The sequence below is a fragment of the Xanthomonas sp. NCPPB 2250 genome (assembly GCF_056725265.1).
The window spans coordinates 3,590,433-3,616,055 of record NZ_CM161520.1; the positions used below are offsets into that span (position 1 = coordinate 3,590,433).

17 protein-coding genes and 1 tRNA gene are annotated in these 25,623 nt (G+C 68.1%); 2 read left to right on the forward strand and 16 right to left on the reverse strand.

Going from position 1 to position 25,623, the window contains the following annotated elements; translation table 11 throughout:
• Nucleotides 1-4: 4 nt before the first annotated feature.
• Together AC1PMG_RS14305 and AC1PMG_RS14310 are read right to left on the reverse strand one after the other, a co-directional pair.
• Nucleotides 5-1,672: a methyl-accepting chemotaxis protein gene (locus AC1PMG_RS14305; protein WP_481109329.1), complete on the reverse strand. Its 1,668-nt coding sequence runs from the start codon at nucleotides 1,670-1,672 to the stop codon at nucleotides 5-7.
• 442 nt (nucleotides 1,673-2,114) lie between these two features.
• Complete coding sequence (locus AC1PMG_RS14310) at nucleotides 2,115-6,458, reverse strand: DEAD/DEAH box helicase (RefSeq protein WP_481109330.1); 4,344 nt, start codon at nucleotides 6,456-6,458, stop codon at nucleotides 2,115-2,117.
• A gap of 545 nt (nucleotides 6,459-7,003) precedes the next feature.
• Here AC1PMG_RS14310 and AC1PMG_RS14315 point away from each other — a divergent pair.
• Together AC1PMG_RS14315 and AC1PMG_RS14320 are read left to right on the forward strand one after the other, a co-directional pair.
• On the forward strand, nucleotides 7,004-7,324 hold the full coding sequence (locus AC1PMG_RS14315) for a DUF3175 domain-containing protein (protein ID WP_481109331.1): 321 nt from the start codon (nucleotides 7,004-7,006) through the stop codon (nucleotides 7,322-7,324).
• 120 nt (nucleotides 7,325-7,444) lie between these two features.
• Nucleotides 7,445-8,785, forward strand: a complete 1,341-nt coding sequence (locus tag AC1PMG_RS14320; RefSeq protein WP_481109332.1) for a sensor domain-containing phosphodiesterase — start codon at nucleotides 7,445-7,447, stop codon at nucleotides 8,783-8,785.
• A gap of 372 nt (nucleotides 8,786-9,157) precedes the next feature.
• Here AC1PMG_RS14320 and pnp read toward each other — a convergent pair whose 3' ends face one another.
• The 14 genes from pnp to nuoI form a co-directional block, all read right to left on the reverse strand.
• A complete protein-coding gene (pnp, locus tag AC1PMG_RS14325) occupies nucleotides 9,158-11,266 on the reverse strand; it encodes a polyribonucleotide nucleotidyltransferase (protein ID WP_481109333.1) in 2,109 nt (702 codons plus the stop codon).
• Nucleotides 11,267-11,430: 164 nt separating this feature from the next.
• The gene (rpsO, locus tag AC1PMG_RS14330; RefSeq protein ID WP_003467392.1) at nucleotides 11,431-11,691 is read right to left on the reverse strand and encodes a 30S ribosomal protein S15; all 261 of its coding nucleotides are present in this window, start codon (nucleotides 11,689-11,691) and stop codon (nucleotides 11,431-11,433) included.
• 203 nt (nucleotides 11,692-11,894) lie between these two features.
• A complete protein-coding gene (gene truB / locus AC1PMG_RS14335) occupies nucleotides 11,895-12,821 on the reverse strand; it encodes a tRNA pseudouridine(55) synthase TruB (protein WP_481109334.1) in 927 nt (308 codons plus the stop codon).
• 200 nt (nucleotides 12,822-13,021) lie between these two features.
• Nucleotides 13,022-13,435 (reverse strand): 30S ribosome-binding factor RbfA, encoded by a 414-nt coding sequence (gene rbfA / locus AC1PMG_RS14340; RefSeq protein ID WP_481109335.1) that lies wholly within the window; start codon nucleotides 13,433-13,435, stop codon nucleotides 13,022-13,024.
• A 113-nt stretch (nucleotides 13,436-13,548) separates the two neighbouring features.
• Nucleotides 13,549-16,260, reverse strand: a complete 2,712-nt coding sequence (infB, locus tag AC1PMG_RS14345; protein ID WP_295936286.1) for a translation initiation factor IF-2 — start codon at nucleotides 16,258-16,260, stop codon at nucleotides 13,549-13,551.
• A 95-nt stretch (nucleotides 16,261-16,355) separates the two neighbouring features.
• Nucleotides 16,356-17,867, reverse strand: a complete 1,512-nt coding sequence (nusA, locus tag AC1PMG_RS14350; protein ID WP_017908136.1) for a transcription termination factor NusA — start codon at nucleotides 17,865-17,867, stop codon at nucleotides 16,356-16,358.
• Nucleotides 17,864-18,469, reverse strand: a complete 606-nt coding sequence (gene rimP, locus AC1PMG_RS14355) for a ribosome maturation factor RimP (protein WP_481109336.1) — start codon at nucleotides 18,467-18,469, stop codon at nucleotides 17,864-17,866. Before rimP ends, nusA begins: the two co-directional genes overlap by 4 nt.
• 206 nt (nucleotides 18,470-18,675) lie before the next feature.
• Nucleotides 18,676-18,752: transfer RNA gene (locus AC1PMG_RS14360), tRNA-Met, on the reverse strand.
• Between the two features lie 207 nt (nucleotides 18,753-18,959).
• Nucleotides 18,960-20,435 carry an NADH-quinone oxidoreductase subunit NuoN gene (gene nuoN / locus AC1PMG_RS14365; RefSeq protein ID WP_342073827.1) on the reverse strand — a complete coding sequence of 492 codons (1,476 nt, stop codon included), beginning with the start codon at nucleotides 20,433-20,435 and terminating at the stop codon, nucleotides 18,960-18,962.
• Nucleotides 20,436-20,471: 36 nt separating this feature from the next.
• Nucleotides 20,472-21,974 (reverse strand): NADH-quinone oxidoreductase subunit M, encoded by a 1,503-nt coding sequence (locus AC1PMG_RS14370; RefSeq protein ID WP_043092566.1) that lies wholly within the window; start codon nucleotides 21,972-21,974, stop codon nucleotides 20,472-20,474.
• 20 nt (nucleotides 21,975-21,994) lie between these two features.
• A complete protein-coding gene (gene nuoL, locus AC1PMG_RS14375) occupies nucleotides 21,995-24,166 on the reverse strand; it encodes an NADH-quinone oxidoreductase subunit L (protein ID WP_043092567.1) in 2,172 nt (723 codons plus the stop codon).
• A 7-nt stretch (nucleotides 24,167-24,173) separates the two neighbouring features.
• Nucleotides 24,174-24,479: an NADH-quinone oxidoreductase subunit NuoK gene (gene nuoK / locus AC1PMG_RS14380; protein WP_017908131.1), complete on the reverse strand. Its 306-nt coding sequence runs from the start codon at nucleotides 24,477-24,479 to the stop codon at nucleotides 24,174-24,176.
• On the reverse strand, nucleotides 24,476-25,123 hold the full coding sequence (locus tag AC1PMG_RS14385) for an NADH-quinone oxidoreductase subunit J (protein ID WP_017908130.1): 648 nt from the start codon (nucleotides 25,121-25,123) through the stop codon (nucleotides 24,476-24,478). The genes nuoK and AC1PMG_RS14385 overlap by 4 nt, the downstream gene beginning before the upstream one ends.
• A 9-nt stretch (nucleotides 25,124-25,132) precedes the next feature.
• Nucleotides 25,133-25,621: an NADH-quinone oxidoreductase subunit NuoI gene (gene nuoI, locus AC1PMG_RS14390; RefSeq protein WP_012915532.1), complete on the reverse strand. Its 489-nt coding sequence runs from the start codon at nucleotides 25,619-25,621 to the stop codon at nucleotides 25,133-25,135.
• Between the last annotated feature and the right edge of the window lie 2 nt (nucleotides 25,622-25,623).

The window sequence follows — 25,623 nt, forward strand, 5'->3', positions numbered from 1 at the left end:
GGGATCAGGCGCGGCCCAGCAGCGCTTCGCTGCGGTCGCGATTGCCTGCAACGGAACGGCGCGCGGCGGCGGATGGCGCACGCGGCGCCCAGCGCGCGCCAGCCGCACGCAGCGGCGTCACCGCCTCGCCGTCGTCCAGCGCGTGCGTGGCGCGGCGCGTGCCGGCGGACAACTGGAAGAACGCCATGCTGTCCTGCAACTGCACGGCCTGCGTGCTCATCGATTCGGCGGTGGCCGCCAGCTCTTCGGAGGCGGTCGCGTTCTGCTGGGTGATCTGGCTCAGCTGCACCACCGCCGCATTGATCTGAGTGACGCCGGACGACTGTTCCTGCGAGGCCGCGGCGATCTCCTGCACCAGATCCGAGGTCTTCTTGATGCTGGGCACGATGGTCTCCAGCAGCTGACCGGCCTTCTCCGCCAGTTCCACGCTGGAACCGGCGACCTCGCCGATCTCCTGCGCGGCCACCTGGCTGCGCTCGGCCAGCTTGCGTACTTCCGCCGCCACCACCGCGAAGCCCTTGCCGTGCTCGCCGGCGCGCGCGGCCTCGATCGCCGCGTTCAACGCCAGCAGGTTGGTCTGGTAGGCGATGTCGTCGATGATGCCGATCTTGTACGCGATCTGCTTCATCGCTGCGACCGTGGCCACCACCGCCTCGCCGCCCTCCAGGGTTTCCCGCGCCGCTTGCGCGGCCATGCCGTCGGTGATCTTGGCGTTGTCGGTGTTCTGCGCGATCGAAGCGGTCATCTGTTCCAGCGAGGCGCTGGTCTCTTCCACGCCGGCGGCCTGTTCGGTCGAGGCCTGGCTCAGCGACTGCGCGGTGGCGCTGACTTCTTCCGACGCGCCGGCCAGGCTCTGCGCACTGGCGTTGACCTCGCCGACCACCTGCTGCAGCTTCTCGACCATGCGCTGCATCGCCAGCAGCAACTGCGCGGTCTCGTCGCGGCCGCGCACCTCGATCGACATGCTCAGGTCGCCCTCGGACAGCGCATTGGCCACGCTGACCGCCTTGCCGATCGGCCGGGTCACGCTGCGGCTGATGAACACCCCCAGGCCCACGCCGAGCAGCACGCCGCCGATCACGATGGCCAGCATGGTGCGGGTGCTGCTGGCATAGATCGCGTCGGTGGCGTCGTTGGCACGCGCCGCATTGGCTTCCTTGGTTTCGCTGAGTTCGGACATCAGCGCATCCAGTTCGTCGGAGCTGCTGCGCACGCCCTTCGACAGGTCCGCCAGCTGCGCATTGCCTTGCGGCAGCGGCTCGCGCATCACCGAGTCGACGAACTGGCCGCGCCGCTCCAGGTAGGTCTTCCACACCTGGTCGAAGCGGGCCAGCTTGGCCAGCGTGGCCGGGTCGTCGAACGAGGTCCTGGCCTTGTCCATGTGCTCGACCACCTTGGCGGTGTACTTGTCGAGACTGGCGATGTGCTTGGCGCGATCTTCCGTCGTACTGGCCAGTTGCAGGTTGGCGCGTGACCGGCCAGCGTTGATCAGATTGATGTTGGCCTCTTTCAGGTGCGACAGGCCGAGCAGCTCGCGCTCGTACAGCACCGTGGCGTAGTCGTTGATCCGGCCCGAGTTGCGGATGCCGACCCAGCCGATGCACGCGCCGATCGCCGCCACGATCAGGAACGCCGCCGTCAGCCTGACTCCGATTTTCATATTGCCCAACATGGTGTACCCCGATTCTTTGTGTGCGTCCGGTTGCGCCAGTCAGCGCCTCCGGCCGTCTTCCGCAGCGCCTCGCGGAGTGGACACACTCGCTCTGAGGAGAGCGAGGGACGCTGCGCCGCAACGTCTGTGCGTGAGGGCTATCGGCGCCATCGACAGCGCCTTTAAATCGCGTGAAAACTGCGGAATTCCGCATAGCGCGAGCGCTGCGGCAGCGTTGCATGAATGCGCAACGGGCATTGCGGCGCAGCACTCGACGCGCGTGAAGAAGCGGTCTTGGCGTCTGCGGCGCGGATGCCGCAGTTCTTCTGCAATGGCAGATGACCCCGGTTTTGCACCGAGGGCGAAGTGGGATACCAACCCCTTTAATTTGTAGACAGAATGTGAAAGCGGCGCCGATATGCCCGCGCTCGCAGTGCGCGAGCACGTGCATCGCGCCGCGCCTTCACACCATCGGCAGCGCCGCGACCGTGCGTCGTTCCGCCGCGGTGGCTCCGCGCAACAACCGCTGCGCGCGCACGCGCTCCTCGGCATCCAGATCCTGCAGCGCCTCGAAACGCTCGCCGACCCAGCTCGCCATCGGCACGCCGTCGCGGTACAGCACGCGTGCGCCCGCCACGCGTGGCAGCCGCGTGCCCGGGAGCACGCTGCCGAGCAGATTGGCCGGATCGGCGGCGGCCACGCACACCCAGGTGCCGTCGCCAGGCTGGCGGCGCAGTTGCCGCAGCAGCCCGATCGCCTCCGGCAGGGCGAACTGTTCGCCGGACAGGCCATCGATGAAGCGCCCGCCGCGGATCTCGCCACGCGCCTCCAGGCGCTGGTAGACCCGCAACAGTTCGCGCCACGGCGGCAGCCATGCCGCCTCGCGCTCGAGCAGGCGCCAGCAGACCACGCCGTAGCGGCGCAGCAGCGTCAGCGCAACGTGCTCGACCGCCTCGCTGTGCGCGGCCGGGTCGTCGGCCTCGGCGCCCGCCCGCAACAGCGCCCAACGCCCGGCATCCTGGATGCCGCCGTACAGCGCCATGCGCGGCCGCCGCCGCGACAGCGCCGACGGGCGCTTCGATGCCGGCACCAGCAAGGCGCGCAGGCCGGCGTAGCTGTCGCAATGGACCCGACCGGCGGCGACCAGCTCGGCCAGCGCCGCCTCCAGTTCGGTGGAGAGCAGGGGGGTGGCCGCGGCGATTTCGTCGAAGAACGAGGCGCCATGCGCCGCGAGATGGTCGGCGACCTTGCGCGCGCGCGAGCCGAGCGCATCGGCTTCCGGCGCTGGCGACAGTCGCGACCACTGCCCGGCGCTGCGCCGCGGCAGCAGCAGGATCGGCGTGCTGCGCAGCGTCGGCGCGGCGCCGCTCGCGCCGGGGCGCAACCGCGTCCACAGCGTGCGTCCGGCGCTGCAGGCCTCGTCCAGCCAGGCCGGGCGGTAGTCGCGCACCCGCGCCGGCAACAGTTCCGCCTCCCACAGCGGCGCCGCGGCCTCCACGCCCTCCAGTTGCGCCAGCACCGCGGCCAGCGCTTCGGCGCCCTCCACCTGGCCCTGTGCGTCCAGATGCTGCCAACGGAACAGGAAGCGCGCGTAGTCGCGCGGCGCCACCGGCTCGATCTCGCGGCGCAGGCGGCCGAGGGTGTAGCGGTGGATGCGTGCCAGCAGGTGCCGCTCGCACCACTCCTCGGCATCGGCGTCGGCACTGAACCGGCCAGCCAGCACATAGCCGTCCTGCTGCAGCGCCAGCAGACCGGCCTGCACCTCGCGCAGCGGCAGGTGCAGCGGCGCGGCCAGCGCGGCCGCAGTGACCGGCCCCAGGCCTGCCAGCCGCCAGCGCAGCAACTCGCGCAACGCGCTGTCGCGCTCCCAATCGGCCACCGCGTAGCCCTCGGGACTGGCGATGGCCGGCTGCGCGCTGGCCTGCGGGTACAGCGGCGCCACCGCCGCCTGCGCTTCGGCCGTCACCCACAACCCCGCAGCGGCGACGTCGACGCCGTGCAGGCAGGTGGCGCGCGCGTCGGCGGCCAGTTCATCCAACCACTGCCGCCACTGCGGCTGCGCGGCGGCTTCGGCTGCGCTCATCACCCCGAGCGTGAGCAGCGCCTCGTGCATCTCGTCGCGGCTGCGCGGCTGCGGCCAGGCCTCCTCGCGCACCGCGTCGATCGCCTGCGGGTCCAGTTGGCCGAGATCGTCGGCGCTCTCCGGATCCTGGTAGCGGCGACTGTGCACTGCCTGGGTGCGCCGCTCTTCCAGCGGCGCGTCGTCGAGAAAGGCATAGGGCCGCGCGTCCAGCGCCTCGGCCGCCAGCGGCGAGGGCGCGGTCAGCTCGCGCGCCAGCACGCGCACCTCGCCGGCCTCGATGCCGCGCAATAGCTGCAGCCAGCCATCGCTGTCCATCGCCTCGTCCAGGCAGTCGCGCAGGGTCTGCGCCACCAGCGGGTGCTCGGGAATCTCGCGCTCGCCGACCAGGTTCTCCGCGCAGGCCACTTGGTCGGGAAACACCGTGGCCAGCAGATCCTCGGACTTCATCCGCTGCAGCTGCGGCGCGACCTTGCGCCCGCCGGTGAAGCGCGGCAGCGCCAGCGCATTGGTGGCGTTCCAGCGCCAGCGCACGCCGAACAGCGGCGCGTCCAGCAGCGCCTGCACCAGCACGTCCAGCGCCGACGCCGCGCGCAGATAGCGCGCCACCTCGTCCAGGGCGAAGCTGTGCCGGGTCGACAGCGACAGCACGATCGCGTCCTCGGTCGCGGCCGCCTGCAGCTCGAAATTGAAGGTGCGGCAGAAGCGCTTGCGCAGGGCCAGGCCCCAGGCGCGGTTGATGCGGCTGCCGTAGACGCTGTGGATCACCAGTTGGGTGCCGCCCGTGGCGTCGAAGAAGCGTTCCAGCACGATGCATTGCTGGGTCGGCAAGGCGCCCAGCGCCGCATGCGCGCGGCCCAGGTAGTCGACGATCTGCTGCGCGGCGGCGGCGTCCAGCGCCAGCGGGCCGCACAGCCACTGCAGCGCCTGCGCCGCCCCGCCCTGCTCCAGCGCCTGTTCGACCTCGGCCCGCAGCCGCGACACGCCGAGCGACAGCGCGTCGCTGCGCCCGGGCGCCTCGCCGATCCAGAACGGGATGTTGGGCGGTGCGCCGCGCGCGTCCTCCACCCGCACCCGCCCCGCTTCCACGCGCAGGATGCGGTAGCTGGCGTTGCCGAGCTGGAACACGTCGCCGCCCAGGCTCTCCACCGCGAAATCCTCGTTGACCGTGCCGATGGTCTGCGCCTGCGGCTCCAGCACCACGCTGTAGTCGCCGGTCTCGGGGATGGTGCCGCCGGAGGTGAGCGCCGCCATCCGCGCACCGCGGCGCTGGCGCACGCGGCGATGCACCGCATCGCGATGCAGGTAGCCGGCACGCGGCCCCAGCCGCGTGCTGAAGCCTTCGCTGAGCATGCGCAGCACCGCGTCGAACTGCGCGCGCGGCAACGCCGCATACGGCCAGGCGCCACGCACCAGCGCATACAGCGCGTCTTCCTCCCACTCCTGGCAGGCCACCTCGGCGACGAGTTGCTGGGCGAGCACGTCCAGCGGCGCATCGAGCATGCGCAGCGCATCCAGTTCGCCGCGGCGCACGCAATCCAGCAAGGCCGCGCACTCGACCAGGTCGTCGCGCGACTGCGGAAACAGCCGCGCCTTCGGCGTGCCGCCCACCGCATGCCCGGAGCGGCCGGCGCGCTGCAGGAACGCGGCGATCGAACGCGGCGAGCCGAGCTGGCAGACCAGATCGACGTCGCCGATGTCCAGGCCCAGTTCCAGCGAGGCGGTGGCCACCAGGACCTGCAGCTCGCCGGCCTTGAGCCGGCGCTCTGCGAGCAGCCGGGTCTCGCGCGCCAGGCTGCCGTGATGCGCCGCCACCGCCTGCGTGCCGAGCAGTTCGCCCAGGTGCCGTGCGGTGCGCTCGGCCATGCGCCGGGTGTTGACGAACACCAGGGTGGTGCGGTGCGCGCGCACCAGTTCGGCCAGTCGCGCGTACACCTGCTGCCACTGGTCGGCGGACATGGTCACGCTGAGCGGCGTCGGCGGCACCTCCAGTGCCAGATCGCGGGCGCGCGCGTAGCCGATGTCGACGATGGCGCAGTCCGCCTCGCCGTCGTGCACCGCCGCGCTGCCGACCAGGAAACGCGCCACCGCCTCGATCGGCTTCTGCGTGGCCGACAGGCCGATGCGCAGCGGCGGCACCTCGCACAGATGCTGCAGGCGCTGCAGCGACAGCGCCAGATGGCTGCCGCGCTTGTTCGCCGCCAGGGCATGGATCTCGTCGACGATCACCGTGCGCACATGGCGCAGCGTCTCGCGCCCGGACACCGATCCGAGCAGCACGTACAGCGACTCCGGCGTGGTCACCAGCACATGCGGCGGGCGCCGCCGCGCCTGCGCGCGCTCGCGCTGTGGGGTGTCGCCGGTGCGCACCGCGGTGCGAATGGACACATCCGGCAAACCCAGCGCCGCCAGTTCGGCGCGAATGCCCTGCAGCGGCGCCTCGAGATTGAGCTGGATGTCGTTTGAAAGCGCTTTCAGTGGCGACACGTACAGCACCTGGGTACGGTCCTGCAGGCCGCCTTCACGCAGGCCTTCGCGTACCAGCGCATCCAGCGCAGCCAAAAATGCCGTCAGGGTCTTGCCAGAGCCTGTCGGCGCGGCGACCAGCGTGTGCCGTCCGGCCTGGATCGCCGGCCATGCCGCCGCCTGCGCCGGCGTGGGCGCCGCGAAACGCCGCTCGAACCAGCGTGCAACGGCAGGATGGAAGCGCGCCTGCGCCAACGACATGCGATCTCCGGGTGTCAGCGTCGCAACGAACGTGGGGCGCGCCGACGATGCCGCCTGTGCGGATTGTCCAGGTGAATGTCTCGCGCCATTTTCTCGGCAATGAAAATGGTGACGTTATCCAGACAATCAAGCGCAACCTCGCGCGAGCCCTGTTTTTAGGGGTTTTTCCATTAAGCGTTCATCGAACGAGATAATGTCTACCACTCGCTCCGCGCAGCGCGGTTATGTTGTCGACGGCGTCACGTATCCAGGCCTAGCGTTTGCGCATCACGCACAAGCTTCGCTTCTGGGAACGGAATGCGGCACGGCAACACCAGCGAACAACGGCATCGCCCATCACGCGCGCGGGACGCTTCACGACCCGCGCACGCGATCGCGGCGGCGCGCGTTCGCGCAGCGTCCGCCTTCGTCTCCCATCGACGTCGAACTGCCGTTGCCTCGCGGCGTGCGGCAGCGATGGCGGCGGCATCCGCCATCGGGTCCTGCACTGTGGGACTGCGCATGCGTTGTACCTCTCCACACGCCATCGCCAAGGAGCATCACCAATGGCACAGAGCAGCCCTTCGCTCTCCAGCACCGACCTCAGCCAGCGCCGCAGCAGCGACGCGCAACAGTCGCTCGGCGTCGCGCCGAACGTGTTCGAAGGCAACGACCCGGCCGCGATCGCGCGCGCGCTCAAGCAGTCGGCCGACCTGCACGCCCGCCGCCGCACCGGTCCGTATCGCTCGGCCATGTCGATGCTGACCTTCTACATCAATCGCGCCGGCGACCAGTTGCCGGCGCAGCGCCGCCAGATCCTGGAGCAGGCCAAGGACGAGTTGCGCAGCCTGTACGGCAAGCCGCGCAAGGGTGGCGCTGGCGACTGAGCACGCACACGCACACGCACACGCGCGCAGCGTGATGGAGCGATCAGTTCCGCACGCTGCCCAGGCGAGGCGCGCGCCGCGCGATTGCCGTCCTCCGACGCACTGCCACATGATGCGGACATGGCCAAGGCATCCGACATTTCGGACCTCATCCAGCACGCCGCCGCCACCCAGGACGACGCGGCGCTGCTGTCGCGCATCATCCTGGCGCAGGGCGAAATCGCCGCGGCCGGCGGCGATCCGCTGCAGGTGGTCGACGTGGTCACCCGCCGCGCGCAGGAGCTGACCCGCTCCAACGGCGCCGTGGTGGAGATGTGCGACGGCAAGGACATGCTGTACTGGTCGGCCAGCGGCGTCGCCGAGCGCCACCTCGGCCTGCGTCTGCCCAGCAACGGCAGCCTGTCGGGGCTGTGCATGCGGACCGGCGAGGTCCTGCGCTGCGACGATTCGGAAGTCGATCCGCGGGTCGACCGCGCGGCCTGCCGGCGCATCGGTTTGCGCTCGATGCTGGTGGTGCCGCTGCGCTACGGCGACCGCAGCATCGGCGTGCTCAAGGTCCTCGCGCCGCAACCCAACGCCTACAGCGCGCAGGACGTGCGCACGCTGGAACTGCTGGCGACCCTGGTCGGCGCGACGCTGGCGCTGGCGATGGACCGCGCCGCACTGCAGACCGACATCGCGCGCCGCCAGGACATGGAGAAACACGCATTCCGCGAGAAGGCGGCGATCGCCACCCGCATCCGCGAAACCATCGCCGAGACGCGCCTGCAGATCGTGACCCAGCCAGTGCTGGCACTGGCATCGCAACGCATCGTCGGCGTGGAGGCACTGTCGCGCTTTCCGGCCAATCCGGCGCTGCCGCCACTGCGCTGGTTCGACGATGCCAGCCGGGTCGGGCTGGGACTGGAACTGGAGCTGGCCGCCGCGCGCAAGGCGCTGGAGCTGCTGGCGCACTTGCCGGCGCCGCTGTATCTGGCGATCAACGTGTCCGCACCCACGCTGCTGCATCCGCAACTGCAGGCGCTGCTGCACGGCCACGACCTGTCGCGGATCGTGCTGGAAATCACCGAACAATTGCAGGCGCCGGATTACCCACGCCTGTCCGAGCACATCGGCCTGCTGCAGCGGCAGGGCCTGCGCATCGCCCTGGACGACGCCGGTACCGGCTTCGCCAGCCTGCGCCATCTGCTGCACCTGGCGCCGGACATCATCAAGCTGGACCTGACCCTGACCCGCGGCATCGACGCCGAACCGCGCCGGCAGCGGCTGGCGATGGCGATCCTCTCCTTCGCCGCGGAAACCAATGCCGACGTGGTCGTCGAAGGCATCGAGACCGAGAGCGAACTGGCGACGCTGCAGGCGCTGGGTGCGCGCTACGGCCAGGGCTACCAGCTGGCCCACCCCGGGCCGCTGTCGGCGCATCTGGCGCGCTATCCGGCGATCGAAGACGGCGGCGGCTGAAGAACGTCCACCGCGGGCGCGGCGCTGGTCCCTGGTTCGGGATCACCCCCCAGGCATTCTCAACAGATCGTCATGCCGGTCTGGTCGCGGCTGAAGCCGCTCCTACGGAAGCGACGGAAGCGTGCGCTACGGACGCGCGACACCGCTCTCGCCGGCCCTGGGCCGCTGTCAGCGCACCTGCAGATGCTCTCCAGCGATCGCTGACAGCCTCGGCCAAGTCGCGGGCCAAATGCTCCGCCTTCCTGTGCAGGAGCGGCTTCAGCCGCGACAGGATGTGACCGTTGACGCCCCGTCGCGCCTGCGCAAACGCCAGGCAAGAAAAAAGCGGGCCGAAGCCCGCTTTTTCCTGAGACGACGCTGGCAACGTGCGGCTTATTCGGCCGACGCGCCCTCGCCTTCTTCCACGGCCTTCATCGACAGGCGGATGCGGCCCTGCTTGTCGACTTCCAGCACCTTGACCTTGACCACGTCGCCTTCCTTCAGCTTGTCGCCGACCTTCTCCACGCGCTCGCTGGAGATCTGCGAGACGTGCACCAGGCCGTCCTTGCCCGGCAGGATGGTCACGAACGCGCCGAAGTCCATGATCTTGGCGACCTTGCCTTCGTAGATGCGGCCCGGCTCGACGTCCGAGGTGATCTGCTCGATGCGCGACTTGGCGGCCTGCGCGGCGATCGCATTGACCGAGGCGATGACGATGGTGCCGTCGTCCTGGATATCGATCTGGGTGCCGGTTTCCTTGGTGATCGCCTGGATGGTCGAACCGCCCTTGCCGATCACTTCGCGGATCTTGTCCGGGTGGATCTTGATCGTCAGCAGGCGCGGCGCGTAGTCGCTCAGCTCCGCACGCGGGGTGGTCAGCGCGCTGGCCATCTCGCCGAGGATGTGCAGGCGGCCGGCCTTGGCCTGCGCCAGGGCCTGCTTCATGATCTCCTCGGTGATGCCTTCGATCTTGATGTCCATCTGCAGCGCGGACACGCCATCGGCGGTACCGGCGACCTTGAAGTCCATGTCGCCCAGGTGATCTTCATCGCCCAGGATGTCCGACAGCACCACGAAGTCGTTGCCTTCCTTCACCAGGCCCATGGCGATACCGGCCACCGGCGCCTTCACCGGCACGCCGGCGTCCATCAGCGCCAGCGACGAACCGCAGACCGAGGCCATCGACGAGGAGCCGTTGGATTCGGTGATTTCCGAGACCACGCGGATGGTATACGGGAACTCTTCCATGGTCGGCATCACCGCCAGCACGCCGCGCTTGGCGAGGCGGCCGTGGCCGATCTCGCGACGCTTGGGCGCGCCGAAGCGGCCGCACTCGCCCACCGAGTACGGGGGGAAGTTGTAATGGAACAGGAAGTTTTCCTTGTACTCGCCGGAGACCGCGTCGATCACCTGGCCGTCGCGGGCGGTGCCCAGCGTGGTGACCACGATCGCCTGGGTCTCGCCGCGGGTGAACAGCGCCGAGCCGTGGGTACGCGGCAGCACGCCGGCCTGCACGCTGATCGGGCGCACGGTGTCCAGCGCACGGCCGTCGATGCGCACCTTGGTGCTCAGCACCGAACCGCGCATGGTCTGGTATTCCAGCTCACCGAACTCCTTGGACAGGTCGGCAGCGACCCAGCCTTCGGCGGCGGCACGCGGCGCCAGCTGCGCCAGCACGTCCTTCTTGAGCGCCGAGATGGCATCGCGGCGCTGCAGCTTGTCGCGCACCTGGAAAGCCGACGCCAGCTGATCGCCAACCGCTTCCTTCAGCGCGGCGATCATGGCTTCGTTCTTGGCCGGGGCGACCCAGTCGGACGGCTTGGTGCCTGCTTCGACGGTCAGTTCGTTGATCGCGTTGATGACCTTCTGCATCTCGCGGTGGCCGAAGGTGACCGCGCCCAGCATCACTTCTTCCGACAGCAGCGCGGCTTCGGATTCGACCATCAGCACGGCGTTGGCGGTACCGGCGACGACCAGTTCCAGCTGCGACTCCTTCAGATCCGACACGGTCGGGTTGAGGATGTACTCGCCGTTCTTGTAGCCGACCTTGGCGGCGCCGATCGGGCCCTTGAACGGGGTGCCGGCCAGCGACAGGGCGGCCGAGGCGCCGATCAGCGCGGCGATGTCGCCGTCGATGTCCGGGTTCATCGACATCACCGTGGCGATGATCTGCACTTCGTTCTTGTAATCCTCCGGGAACAGCGGACGGATCGGACGGTCGATCAGACGCGAAATCAGCGTCTCCTTCTCGGTCGCACGGCCCTCGCGCTTGAAGAAGCCGCCGGGGATGCGGCCGCCGGCGTAGAACTTCTCCTGATAGTCGACCGTCAGCGGGAAGAAGTCCTGACCTTCGCGCGCGCTCTTGGCGGCGACGGCGGTGACCAGCAGTACGGTGTCGTCCATCTTGACGATGACGGCACCGCCGGCCTGGCGGGCGATCTCGCCGGTTTCGAGGGTGACGGTGTGCTTGCCGTACTGGAAGGTTTTGGTGATTTTTGCCACGGGGTTTCCTTGGATGATGCTGTCTGCAAATGGACCGCTGACGGCCCATGCCGCTGGCGGGTGGCCGGGAGGATCCGGCCGGTGGCGCGGAGCGATCCCCGGGCCACGGTACTACCCAAAACAAAACCGCGGCGCATCGCTGCGCCGCGGTGGGGTTCGTTGACTCAGCGACGCAGGCCGAGCTTCTCGATCAGCGCCTTGTAGCGCTCGCCATCCTTCTTCTTCAGATAGTCGAGCAGGCTGCGGCGGCGGTTGACCATCTGCAGCAGGCCGCGGCGGCTGTGGTGGTCCTTCTTGTGGGTCTTGAAGTGGCCGGTCAGCAGTTCGATGCGGGCGGTCAGCAGGGCGACCTGGACTTCCGGCGAACCGGTGTCGGCAGCGCCGCGCTTGTTTTCTTCGATGACTTTCTGGGTGTCGATGGACATGGGATTTTTCTCTGAGATGCGGGGCCGGCAGGAACGTGCAGAGGACGCACCGCCTGGCTCGCCGATTGCGAAGGATTGCGCCGGAGCGCAGCGTGCCGGAAAGGCCGCGAAATTGTACCGGCCTCGGCCCGGAGGAACAAGGCGTTAAGACGGCGTCATGACTGAACGACAGTCAGGTAACACCCCGCGCGACCGCTGCGCGGTCACGGATTGAACATGCGCTGCGGCGCCAGCAGCCCGCTCGCATCGACTTGGCCCAGGCCCAGCGGGACGCCGTCGGCGTCGAACACCGCGGCCAGGCCGGGCGCCCAGGCCGGATCGCGCAGGCGCTGGCCCATGCGGAAGCGCTGCGCCGCAGCATGTTCCAGGCGCAGCGGCGGGAAATCGGCCAGGCCGGCGGCCAGCGGCAGCACCAGCGCCTCCAGCGCCGCCGGATCCTGCGCGGCCAGGTGCTGCAGGTGCTCCAGGGTGACCATCTGCGGCGTCCGGAACGGCTCCACCCACAGCCGCCGCAGCGCGGCGATATGCGCGCCGCAGCCCAGCGCCTCGCCCAGGTCGCGGGCCAGGCTGCGGATATAGGTGCCGGACCCGCAGGCCACGTGCAGGCGCAGGCGGTCGCCGGCATGGGCAAGCACGTCGATCGCATGCACCTCGACCTCGCGCTCCGGCGCCTCGATCGCCTCGCCGCGGCGCGCCTTGACGTACAGCGGCTCGCCGCCCTGCTTGAGCGCGGAATAGATCGGCGCGCGTTGGCGGATGCTCCCGCGCAGCGGTGCCAGCGCCGCCTCCAGTGCGGCCGCGTCCAGCGGCGGCACCGGCCGGGTCCGCAGCACGGTGCCCTCGGCATCGTCGCTGTCGGTGGTGACGCCGAGCACGACCTCCGCTTCGTAGGCCTTGGCCGAGCCGAGCAGCAGCCCGGCCAGCTTGGTCGCCTCGCCGAAGCACAGCGGCAGCAGCCCGGTGGCGAGTGGATCCAGGCTGCCGGTGTGGCCGCCCTTCTCCGCACGGAACAGCCGCCGCGCCGCCTGCAGCGCCGCGTTGGAACTCATGCCGATCGGCTTGTCGAGCAGTACGATGCCGTCGAGGCGACGGAAGACGATACGGGGCAGGCGCGGGCCGAAGACGGGCATGGGGGGCGGGCGGGATTGGAGATTGGAGAGTCGGGATTGGCGGATCCGGGCCCGGCATGGCGCAGGCGAACGGCACGCATTGAACAGCGTGACGCCAGACGGATGAAAGAGCGCCGCGATCGCGACTGCGAAACGGGACGCTCGCGTTCGGCGCCCGCACTTAAACAATGGACGCCGACGCCGCGGCGTCGGCAGCGGACTCAGTCCTTGCGCGGCGTTGCTTCGGCGTCGTCGGCGGCATGGCCGTCGTCGCCCTGCTCCTGCTGCAGTTCCGGCATGTCGCGCAGCAGATTGTCGATGCGCTCGCCGCGATCGACCGAATCGTCGTAGTGGAAATGCAGTTCGGGCACATGGCGCAGCTTCATCGCCCGCGCCAACTCGCTGCGCAGCTGCGGCGCCAGCTCCTTCAGGCCCTTGACCGCCTCGGCCGAGCGCTCCTGCATCAGTGCGGTGACGAACACCTTGGCATGGGCCAGATCGCGGGTGACTTCGACGTCGGACACGCTGACCGACGGCAGGCCGTGATCGCGCACGGCCGCATGCACGATCGTGCCGAGGTCGCGACGGATCTGCGCGGACACGCGATCGGTACGGTGAAAGGATTTGGTGGGCATAGCGAAAATCTCTCTGTTCGGAATAAAGAAACCGGGAAGGGTCCGGGACGAGCGACGCACCTGCAGCGCCCCGCTCTTCCCATTCCCCAATCCCGATTCCCGATTCCCGGCTCTTACAGCGTGCGCTGCACTTCGATGCGCTCGAAGCACTCGATCTGGTCGCCGGCCTTGACGTCGTTGTAGGCCTTCACGCCGATACCGCACTCGGTGCCGTTGCGCACTTCGTCGACGTTCTCCTTGAAGCGACGCAGCGATTCCAGCTCGCCCTCGAACACCACGGTGTTGTCGCGCAGCACGCGGATCGGCTTGTTGCGCTTGACCACGCCCTCCACGACCATGCAGCCGGCGACGGCGCCGAACTTGGAGCTGCGGAACACGTCGCGCACCTGGGCGATACCGATGATCTCTTCGCGGATCTCCACGCCCAGCAGGCCGGACGCCACCTGCTTCACCTGGTCGATCACGTCGTAGATGATCGAGAAGTACCGCAGGTCGATGCCGTTGGTCTCGATGATGCGCCGCGCCGAGGCGTCGGCACGCACGTTGAAGCCGATCACCGTGGCCTTGGAGGCCAGCGCCGAATTCGCGTCGGACTCGGTGATGCCGCCCACGCCGGAGTGGATCACGTTGATGCGGATCTGCTCGTTGGACAACGCGGTCAGCGACTGCTTCAGCGCTTCCACCGAACCCTGCACGTCGGCCTTGATCACCAGGTTCAGCGACAGCTGGCCTTCGCCCTTGCCGAGCTGCGACATGATGTCTTCCATGCGGCTGCCCGCCGAGGACACCAGGCGCGACTCGCGGCGCTTGGTCTCGCGCTGCTGCGCCACGTCCTTGGCCAGGCGCTCGTCGTCGACGACCACGAAGTCGTCGCCGGCATCCGGCACGCCGGACAGGCCGAGCACCTGCACCGGGATCGACGGGCCGGCCGAATCCGGCTGCTTGCCGGTCTCGTCGAACAGCGCACGCACGCGGCCGTACTGGATGCCGCACACCAGGTAGTCGCCCTTCTTCAGCGCGCCCTGCTGCACCAGCACCGTCGCCACCGGGCCGCGGCCCTTGTCCAGCGAGGACTCGATCACCACGCCGCTGGCGCGGCCTTCGGCCACTGCCCGCAGTTCCAGCACTTCGGCCTGCAGCGAGATCGCGTCCAGCAGCACGTCGATGCCCTGGCCGGTCTTGGCCGAGAGTTCGACGAACTGGGTGTCGCCACCGAATTCTTCGGCGACCACGTCCTGCGCCAGCAGCTCGTTCTTGACCCGCAGCGGATCGGCACCGGACTTGTCGATCTTGTTGACCGCCACGATCAGCGGCACGCCGGCCGCCTTCGCATGCTTGACCGCCTCGACCGTCTGCGGCATCACGCCGTCGTCGGCCGCGACCACCAGCACCACGATGTCGGTGAGCTTGGCGCCGCGTGCGCGCATCGAGGTGAACGCGGCATGGCCCGGGGTATCCAGGAAGCTGATGACGCCGCGGTCGGTTTCGACGTGGTACGCGCCGATGTGCTGGGTGATGCCGCCGGCTTCGCCCGAGGCGACCTTGGTGCGGCGGATGTAGTCCAGCAGCGAGGTCTTGCCGTGGTCGACGTGGCCCATGATGGTGACCACCGGCGGCCGCGGCAGCTTCTCGCCCTGCGCGTCCTCGGTGTGCGCCAGCAGCGCGTCCTCGGCGTCGGCACTGCCCGCACGCACCGGCTTGTGGCCGAGTTCTTCGGTCACCAGCGCCGCGGTGTCGTGGTCGATGGACTGGGTGATGGTGGCCATCACGCCCATCTTGAACAGCGCCTTGACCACATCGCCACCCTTCAGCGCGAGCTTCTGCGCCAGGTCGGCCACGGTGATGGTGTCGCCGATCGCCACTTCACGCACCACCGGTGCGGTCGGACGTTCGAAGCCGTGCGCGCCGCCGCCGCTGCGCGACGGTTCGGCCTGGCGACGGCCACCGCTGTGGCTGCCGCCACGCGGCTTGCCGCGCACGTTGGAACGGCGCGCGCGGTCGGCCGCGGACAGATGCAGCTGGCCGGCGAAGCGGCTGGTGCTGTCGTCGTCCTCGACCCCGGCGACCATCACGTGCGAGCCGCGGGTCTTGTGCTTGTTGTTGGCATTGTTGCGGTCGTCGCTGCGCGGCGCGGCCGGCTTGGCCGGATGCGCGGCACCGGCCGGACGCGGCGCCATCGGCGGACGCGGCGCGCGGGGCGCGGCGGCGGCGGCGTTGCGGTCGGCGGCAGGCGCGGACGGCGCCGCAGCCGGCGGCGCCGACTCGGCGTCCAGCGCGGCCTGGGCCGCACGCTGCTCGGCCTCGGCGCGCTCGCGCGCTTCCTGCTCGGCCTTGCGCTTGCGCTCGATTTCCTCGGCGCGCGCACGGTCCTGCTCGGCGAGCTTCTGCTGCTCGGCCAGATTGCGCTGCTTGGATTCCTCCAGCTTGCGCAGGATCTCGGCGCGCTCGTCGTCCACCCGTCCGCCCGCGGACGGCGCCGCACGCTCGGCGGCCAGGTCCTCGGCCGACTTCACGTAGGTGCGCTTCTGCCGGACCTCGACGTTGACCGTGGTCTTGCTGCGCCCGGCGCTGACCGTCACTTCCTGCAGCTTGCGCCGGTTCAGGGTGATCTTCTTCGGCGCCGCCTGGGCCTCTTCCTCGACCGGCTTGTCGGTCTTGCCGTGGGTACGGCGCAGGAAGCCCAGCAGCTTCATCTTTTCGGTGCTGGTGACGACCTGGTCGGGACCGCTGAACTTCATCCCGGCGTCAGCCAGTTGAACCAGCAGTTTCTCGACCGGCGTATTCACCAGTTCGGCCAGCTTGCGGATGGTGGTTTGCTGCGACATTCGGATCCTATGATCTGGTTGGCGCCCCCTCGCCGCGTGCGAAGGTAGCGCGGATTCTAAGCCCTGATCGGGTCAGGGCGGCATTCATCGCTGACTCATTCGCCGCGCTCCAGGCGGGCGATCTCCTCGGCGCGGGCGGCCAGGATCAGGGCCGCGGCGCGGTCCTTGTCCAGGTCCTCGATGCCGAACTCGAGGATTTCGTCGGCAGCCAGATCCGACAGGTCCTCGCTGGTACGTACGCCATGGCCGGCCAGCGCGTAGGCGGTGGCTTCGTCCATGCCCGGCAGCGACAGCAGGTCCGCCGCCGGCACGCCGTCGTCGTCGCTCTCCTCGGCGGCCAGCGCCTCGTTGAGCAGCGCGTCGCGGGCACGCGCGCGCAGTTCCTCGACGATGTCCTCGTCGAAGCCTTCCACCGCCAGCAACTCGCCAACGGGCACGTAGGCGATTTCCTCGACCGAGTTGAAGCCCTCGGCGACCAGGATGGCGGCGATCTCCTCGTCCACTTCCAGCTTGTCCATGAACAGCTGGCGGGCCACGGCCTGCTCGGCCTCGGACTTGGCCGCGACCTGCTCGGCGGTCATCACGTTGAGTTGCCAGCCGGTCAGGCGACTGGCCAGGCGCACGTTCTGGCCGCCCTTGCCGATCGCCTGGGCCAGGCGGTCTTCCGCCACCGCCAGGTCCATCGAGTGCTTTTCTTCATCGACGATGATCGACTGCACCTCGGCCGGCGCCATCGCGTTGATGACGAAATTGGCCGGATTGTCGTTCCACAGCACGATGTCCACGCGCTCGCCGTTGAGCTCGTTGGACACCGCCTGCACGCGCGAACCGCGCATGCCGATGCAGGCGCCGATCGGATCGGTGCGGGTGTCGTGCGCCAGCACCGCGATCTTGGCGCGGTCGCCCGGATCGCGCGCGCAGGCCTTGATCTCGACCAGGCCCTGGCCCACTTCCGGCACTTCCAGCTTGAACAGCTCGATCATGAATTCCGGCGCGGCGCGGCTGATGAACAGCTGCGGGCCGCGCGGCTCCGAACGCACTTCGGCCAGGTAGCCGCGCACGCGGTCGCCGGCGCGCAGCACGTCGCGCGGGATGCCCTTGTCCTTGGGAATGAAGGCCTCGGCGTTGCCGCCCAGGTCCACGTAGATGTTGCCGCGCTCGGCGCGCTTGACCACGCCGGTGACCAGTTCGCCGACGCGATCCTTCCACGCGTCCACCACCTGCTGGCGCTCGGCCTCGCGCACGCGCTGCACGATCACCTGCTTGGCGGCCTGCGCGGCGATGCGGCCGAAGTCCGGATTCTCGATCTGCTCTTCGATGTAGTCGCCGACGTCCACGCCCTCGGCCTCGTCGACCGCGTCCATCAGGCGGATCTGCCGGTCCGGCGATTCCATCACCACGTCGTCGGCCACCACTTCCCAACGCCGGAAGGTCTCGTAGGTGCCGTCCTTGTGGTCGATGGTGACGCGCGTCAGCACGTCCTGGTCGGGGTAGCGCTTCTTCGCCGCCGACGCCAATGCGGCCTCGATCGCGTCGAAGATCACTTCGCGCGGCACGCCCTTTTCGTTGGCCACCGCGTCGACTACCAGCAACAGTTCCTTGCTCATTCTTTCGCTCCGCGCGCAGCCTCGTCGGCCGCCGGTTCGTTGGATGGTTTCTTATTGGATTTTGCGTTCTTGCCGGCCGGCTTCGGGCCCTTGCCCGGCTTGGTCGGCGCCAGACCCAGCGCCGCCCAGTCGGGCATGATCCGCGCCTTGTCGATGTTGTCGAAGTCCACCGACAGTTGGGCGCCGTCGACCTCGAAGGTGATGCGGCCGGCAGCGGCGTCGACCTGCGCGATGCGCCCCTGCAGGCGCCGACGGCCCTGCTGCGGCAACTTCAGCACCACCTTGGCCGATTCGCCCAGATGGCGGGAAAACTGTTCGGCACTGAACAGCGGCCGGTCCACGCCCGGCGAGGACACTTCCAGCGTGTAGTTGCCGCTGATCGGGTCTTCCACGTCCAGTTGTGCCGACACCTCGCGGCTGACCCGCTCGCAATCGTCGATGTTGACGATGCGCTCGGGCTGCTCGGCCAGCGGCACGTCGATATACAGGCGCAGCGTGGCGCCGCCGGGGGCCGGAAGATATTCCGCGCCCAGCAGTTCCAGGCCCAACGCATCCACGGTCGGGCCCAGCAGAGTCGCGATTTCGTTTGCCTTGTCGCTCACAGCCTGCCTTGCATCTGAAGAGTTGAAGTATCGGTTGCGTGCATTTCCCGGACCCCGGAAACGACAAAGGGCCCTCTGGGCCCCTTGTCCGGTAAAACTCCGGTCACGCTGGATTCCGGTTGCGACGACGGGAACATGCGTCATCGCGAAGCCCAAACTTCCCTGCCGCAGACAACCGATGCACTGGTTGCCGCTGCAGACAAAGATGGTAGCGGGGGCAGGATTTGAACCTGCGACCTTCGGGTTATGAGCCCGACGAGCTGCCAGACTGCTCCACCCCGCAGCAGAAGCGGAATTATGAAGAATCAGTGCGTCAATTGCAAGCCCTGATTTTCATCTCGATGCGGTAGCGACGCTGCCGTTCGAAGGACGCCATGATAACCGCACGCGATGGAAAACGAAACACCAATCGCATCGCCGAATGCAGAAACGCCAACGCCGCCTTGCGGCGGCGTTGGCGGGAAACAGCGGGAAAACCGCCCTTTCGCGATCAGGCCAGGTGCGCGAAGGCGCGCTGGCACCACGCCATCAGCGGGCTCCAGGCCAAGCCGAAGGCAAGCAAGCCCAGCGCGTTGACGCCCAGCGCCACGCCCAGCACGCGGTCGTCGTTGGCCGGCAGCGGCGTGCCGACCGGCTCGTCGAAATACATCACCTTGATCACGCGCAGGTAGTAGAAGGCGCCGATCACCGCACACAGCACCGACAGCACCGCCAGGCCGGTCCACCACAGGTTCTGCTCGGGCACCGCGACGACCGCGCCCAGCACCGCCAGCTTGGCCCAGAAGCCCAGGAACGGCGGCACGCCGGCCAGCGAAGCCATGATGCACAGCACCAGCAGCGCCATCCACGGGTTGCGCGCGTTCAGGCCCTTGAAGTCGTCGATGTTCTCGGCCTCGAAGCCCTTGCGCGACAGCGCGATGATCGCGCCGAACGAGGCGGTGGACATCACCGCATAGCAGATCGCGTAGAACAGCGCCGCCGCGTAGCCGCGCTCGCCGCCGCCGGCCACGCCCAGCAGCAGGAAGCCGATGTGCGAGACCGTGGAATACGCCAGCATGCGCTTGAGATTGCTCTGCGCCACCGCCATCAGGTTGCCGACCACAAGCGACAGCGCCGCCAGGCCGCCGATCACCCAGTGCCACTGCGCCGCCAGCGGGCCCACGCCCACTTCCAGCAGGCGGTAGGCCATGCCGAACGCGGCCAGCTTGGACGCCGAACTGATGAACAGCGCGATCGGCGCCGGGGCGCCCTGGTAGACGTCCGGCAGCCACATGTGGAACGGCGCAGCGCCGAGCTTGAAGGCGACGCCGGCGATCATGAACACCGTGCCGGTCAGCAGCAGCATGTGCTCGCGGCCGTTGCCGATCGCCTCGTGGATGCCGCTCAGGCTCAGCGTGCCGGTGGCGCCGTAGATCAGCGACATGCCGTACAGCAGCAGGCCCGAGGCCAGCGAACCGAGCACGATGTACTTCATCGCCGCCTCGGTGGCCATGCCGTTGTCGCGGTTGGAGGCGACCAGCGCGTAGGAGCACAGCGCCAGCAGTTCCAGGCCCAGATAGACCATCAGCAGGCTGCCGGCCGAGACCAGGATCATCATGCCGACCGTGGCGAACAGCACAAGCACCGGGATCTCGCCCTGGTACAGCTTGCGCTCGCGCAGGTAGCTCCAGCCGTAGATCAGGGTCAGCGCGCTGAGGCCGACGATCACCGTCTTCATCACGTCGGCGGCGGCGTCGCGCACGAACATGCCGTTGAACACCTCGCCCTGCCCGCCCACGCCGGCCAGCAGCATCGCGAACACCGCGACCAGGATCGCCACCGAGACGATGTGGGTCCAGGCCTTGTTGCGCTCGCTGATGAACAGATCGAGCATCAGCAGGAAGAAGGCACCGGCGGTCAGCACCAGCTCGGGCAGCAGGGGCGGCAGGTCGACGGTGGTCAGAGGCAGCAGCGCAGGGGTGGTCATCATCAAATCTCTGGAATCAATACGCTCGACGGCCGCTTACAGCTTGCTGGTGGCGATCTGCGCCGCCAGCTTCGCGATCGAGGGCTCCATCAGGTCGGTCAACGGCTTCGGATACAGGCCCAGGGCCAGCACGCCGAGCGCGAACACGCCAAGCACCAGCGCCTCGCGGCCGTTGATGTCCTTCAGCTCGGCCACGTGCGCATTGGCGACCTCGCCGAAGAACACGCGGCGGTACAGCCACAGGGTGTAGGCGGCGGTGATCACCAGGGTGGTCGCCGCGCCGAAGGCCAGCAGCGGATGCGCCTGGAAGCTGGCCATGATGACCATGAACTCGCCGACGAAGCCGCTGGTGCCCGGCAGGCCCGCATTGGCCATGAAGAACAGCATCGCGAAGGTCGCGAACCACGGCATCACGTTGACCACGCCGCCGTAGTCGGCGATGCGGCGGGTGTGCATGCGGTCGTACAGCACGCCGACGCAGGAGAACATGGCGCCGGACACGAAGCCGTGCGAGATCATCTGCACCATCGCGCCCTGCAGGCCCAACCGGGCCGCATCGGTGCTGCCGAAGCCCACCAGGGCGAAGGCCACGAAGGTGCCGAGGGTGACGAAGCCCATGTGCGCGATCGACGAGTAGGCGATCAGCTTCTTCATGTCGTCCTGGACCAGGGCGACCAGGCCGACGTAGATCACGGCGATCAACGACAGCGCGATCACCAGCCACGCCCACTCGTTGCTGGCGTCGGGCAGGATCGGCAGGTTGAAGCGCAGGAAGCCGTAACCGCCGATCTTCAGCGCGATCGCCGCCAGGATCACCGAACCGGCGGTCGGCGCTTCCACGTGCGCGTCCGGCAGCCAGGTGTGCACCGGGAACATCGGCACCTTGACCGCGAAGGCGATCAGGAAGGCGAAGAACAGCCAGGTCTGCTCCTTCGAGGTCAGCGACAGCTGGTACAGGTCGGCGAGCTGGAAGCTGCCGCCCTTCAGGTACAGGTAGATCAACCCGACCAGCATCAGCACCGAGCCGAGGAAGGTGTACAGGAAGAACTTGACCGCGGCGTAGATGCGGCGCGGGCCGCCCCAGATGCCGATAATCAGGAACATCGGGATCAGCATCGCCTCGAAGAACACGTAGAACAGCATCGCGTCGGTGGCGGAGAAGATGCCGACGGTGACGCCTTCCAGGATCAGGAACGCGGCCACGTACTGGTTGACGCGCTTGTCGATCGAGGTCCACGCGCCGATCAGCGCCAGCACCGTGACCAGCGTGGTCAGCACGATCAGCGCCACCGCGATACCGTCGGCGCCGAGGTTGTAGCCGATGTCGTATGCCGGGATCCAGGCATGGGTCTCGACGAACTGCAGCGCGTCGCTGGCGTAGTCGAAACCGGTGAGCAGCGGCAGGCTGAGCGCGAAGGTCAGCAACGCCACCAGCAGCGACGCCCAGCGCGCCGCACGCGCATCACGCAGGGCGAGCACCAGGGCGCCGCCGATGATCGGCAGCCAGATCAGGATGGAGAGTAGAGGCCAGTTCGACACGTGTTCTTATTCCGTACAGGTCAACGCCAGAAATGCATCAGCACGCCCAGCAGGGCAATGAGACCGACGATCATCGCGAAGGCGTAGTGATAGAGGAAACCGGATTGAGTGCGACGCAGCAGGTTGGCCGCCAGGTCGATCACGCGTGCGGTGCCGTTGACCATGACGCCGTCCACGACATGCGTATCCACCGCGCGCGACACCTTGCCCAGGCGCACGCCGCCGCCGGCGAAACCGCCGATCCAGAGCTTGTCGAAACCGTACTTGTTCTCGAGGATCCACACCGGCACCGAGAAGGTCTTGCGCGCTTTCGCCGCCAGCTCCGGCTTCCACAGGTACAGGATCCAGGCCAGGGCGAAGCCGGCCAGGGTCAGGAAGAACGGCGGCTGGGTCAGGCCGTGCAGGGCGAACGCGACCGGGCCGTGGAACTCCTCGGCCAGCGCACCGACGGTGTCGCGCGCCGGATCGTAGAAATCGACGATGCCGGTGAAGAAGCTGACCGCCTGGCCCTTGATCGCCGCCGCGGCATGGTGCCCCGCCCAGTCGGTACCGAACAGCATCGGGCCGATGGTGAAGAAACCGATCGCGATCGACGGAATCGCCAGCAGGATCAGCGGCACCGTCACCACCCACGGCGACTCGTGCGGTTCGTGCGCGCCATGATGGCCGTGGTGGTCGTCATGCGCATGCGCGTCGTGCGCATCGTGTGCATGGGCCTGCGCCTCGGCGTCGGTGTGCGCGCTGTCGTGGTGGGCGTGCACGTCGTGCGCATGCGCATCGCGGAAGCGCTCCTGGCCGTGGAAGGTCAGGAACAGCAGGCGGAAGCTGTAGAAGCTGGTGATCAGCACGCCGCCGAGCACGGCCCAGTAGCCGTAGGTCGCAATCCAGCCATGCGAGGTGTGCGCGTGGTGCTGCGCCGCCTCGATGATGGTGTCCTTGGAATAGAAGCCGGCGAAGAACGGGGTGCCGACCAGCGCCAGGGTACCGATCACGCTGGTCCAGTAGGTGATCGGCATGTACTTGCGCAGGCCGCCCATCTTGCGCATGTCCTGCTCGTGGTGCATGCCGATGATCACCGAGCCGGCCGCCAAGAACAGCAGCGCCTTGAAGAAGGCGTGGGTCATCAGGTGGAACACCGCGGCCGAGTACGCCGACACGCCCAGCGCCACGGTCATGTAGCCCAGCTGCGACAGCGTCGAGTAGGCGACCACGCGCTTGATGTCGTTCTGCACGATGCCGATCAGGCCGGTAAAGAACGCGGTGGTGGCACCGACGACCAGCACGAAGTTCAGCGCGGTCTGCGACAGTTCGAACAGCGGCGACATGCGCGCCACCATGAAGATGCCGGCGGTGACCATGGTCGCGGCATGGATCAGTGCCGAGATCGGAGTCGGGCCTTCCATCGAGTCCGGCAGCCACACGTGCAGCGGCACCTGCGCCGACTTGCCCATGGCGCCGATGAACAGGCACACGCAGATGATGGTGGAGACGTTCCAGGCATGACCCTGGAACAGCTGCACCTGGGCCAGACCGCCGGCGGCATCGCTGCCCAGCACCGCGGTGGCGTTGGCGAACACGCTGGCGTAGTCCAGCGTGCCGAACCACAGCAGCACGCCGGCGATGCCGAGGATGAAACCGAAGTCGCCGACGCGGTTGACCAGGAACGCCTTCATGTTGGCGAACACCGCGGTCGGGCGCTTGAACCAGAAGCCGATCAGCAGGTACGACACCAGGCCCACCGCTTCCCAGCCGAAGAACAGCTGCAGGAAGTTGTTGCTCATCACCAGGCTCAGCATCGAGAAGGTGAACAGCGAGATGTAGCTGAAGAAGCGCTGGTAGCCCGGATCGTCGGCCATGTAGCCGATGGTGTAGATGTGCACCAGCAGCGACACGAAGGTCACCACCACCATCATCATCGCGGTCAGGCGGTCGACCATGAAGCCGACGTGGGCCGAATAGTGGCCGACCTCGAAGAAGGTGTAGAGGTTCTGGTTGAACGGCGAGGCGCCCTGCCCGACCAGTTGGTACAGGGTCCAGCACGACAGCGCGCAGCTGACCGCGACGCCGAGGATGGTGGCGAACTGCGCGCCCTTGCGGCCGACCTGACGGCCGAACAGGCCGGCGATGATGCTGCCGACCAGCGGGGCCAGCACCACCGCGATCAGCAGACTCTTGGAGAGCGTAATTTCCATCTGCAGGTCAGCCCTTCAGCGAATCGACTTCGGCCACGTTGATCGTGTGGCGGGTACGGAACAGCGTCACCAGGATCGCGAGGCCGATGGCGGCTTCGGCCGCGGCCACGGTCAGGATGAAGAACACGAACAACTGGCCGGCGGCGTCGCCGAGCTCGCGCGAGAAGGCGACGAAGTTGATGTTGACCGACAGCAGCATCAGCTCGATCGACATCAGCAGCACGATGACGTTCTTGCGGTTGAGGAAGATGCCGGCCAGGGCGATGCAGAACAGCACCGCGCCGAGCGCCAGCAGATGGCCTAGGGAGATCATGGCTGGCCCTCCTGCGATGCCGGCGGAGTGTGGAGCGTGGGCTTTTCGGCGGCCATCTTGACCATGCGCAGACGGTCGCCGGCCTTGACCCGCGACTGGTCGCCCGGGTTCTGGGTCTTGATGCCGGTGCGCTTGCGCAGGGTCAGCATCACGGCGGCCACGACCGCCACGGTCAGGATGATCGCGGCGAACTCGAACGGCAGCAGGAACTGGGTGAACAGGGTCTTGGCCAGCCAGGTGATGTTGGAGGTGTCGGCGGCCTGCGCCGCGGCGTTGTCGGCCGGGAACGGCGCCGCGCTGCGCGCCTTTACGCCGATCAGGGTGACCATCTGCACCAGCATCGCCACAGCCACCACCAGGCCGACCGGCAGGTAGCGCACCCAGCCTTCGCGCATGCGGGCGGTGTCGATGTCCAGCATCATCACCACGAACAGGAACAGCACCATCACCGCGCCGACGTAGACCAGCACCAGGGTCACGCCCAGGAACTCGGCGCCCACCAGCAGCCACACGCAGGCGATGGAGAAGAACGTCAGGATCAGGCACAGCACCGCGTACACGGGGTTGCGCACGCTGATCACCGCGCCGGCGGCGACCGCGGCGATGGTGGCGAAGATCCAGAAAGCGATATTGACCCAATCCATTTCGGAACCTCAGCGGAAGGGAGCGTCGGCAGCGCGGCGCTCGGCGATCTCGGCCTCGAGCCGGTCTCCGATCGCCAGCAACTGCGGCTTGGTGACGATGTTCTCGCCGCGCTTTTCGAAGTGGTACTCCAGCACCTGGGTCTCCACGATCGAATCCACCGGGCAGCTTTCCTCGCAGAAGCCGCAGTAGATGCACTTGAACAGGTCGATGTCGTAGCGGGTGGTGCGGCGGGTGCCGTCCTCGCGCTTGGTCGAGTCGATGGTGATCGCCAGCGCCGGGCACACCGCCTCGCACAGCTTGCAGGCGATGCAGCGCTCTTCGCCGTTGGGATAGCGGCGCAGCGCGTGCAGGCCGCGGAAGCGCGGCGACTGCGGGAACTTCTCCATCGGGTACAGCACGGTGTACTTGGGACGGAACGTGTACTTCAAGGTCAGCCACAGGCCGCCGAGCAGCTCGAGCAGCAGCAGGCTCTTGAAGTAATGGGTGATTTTATTCATCG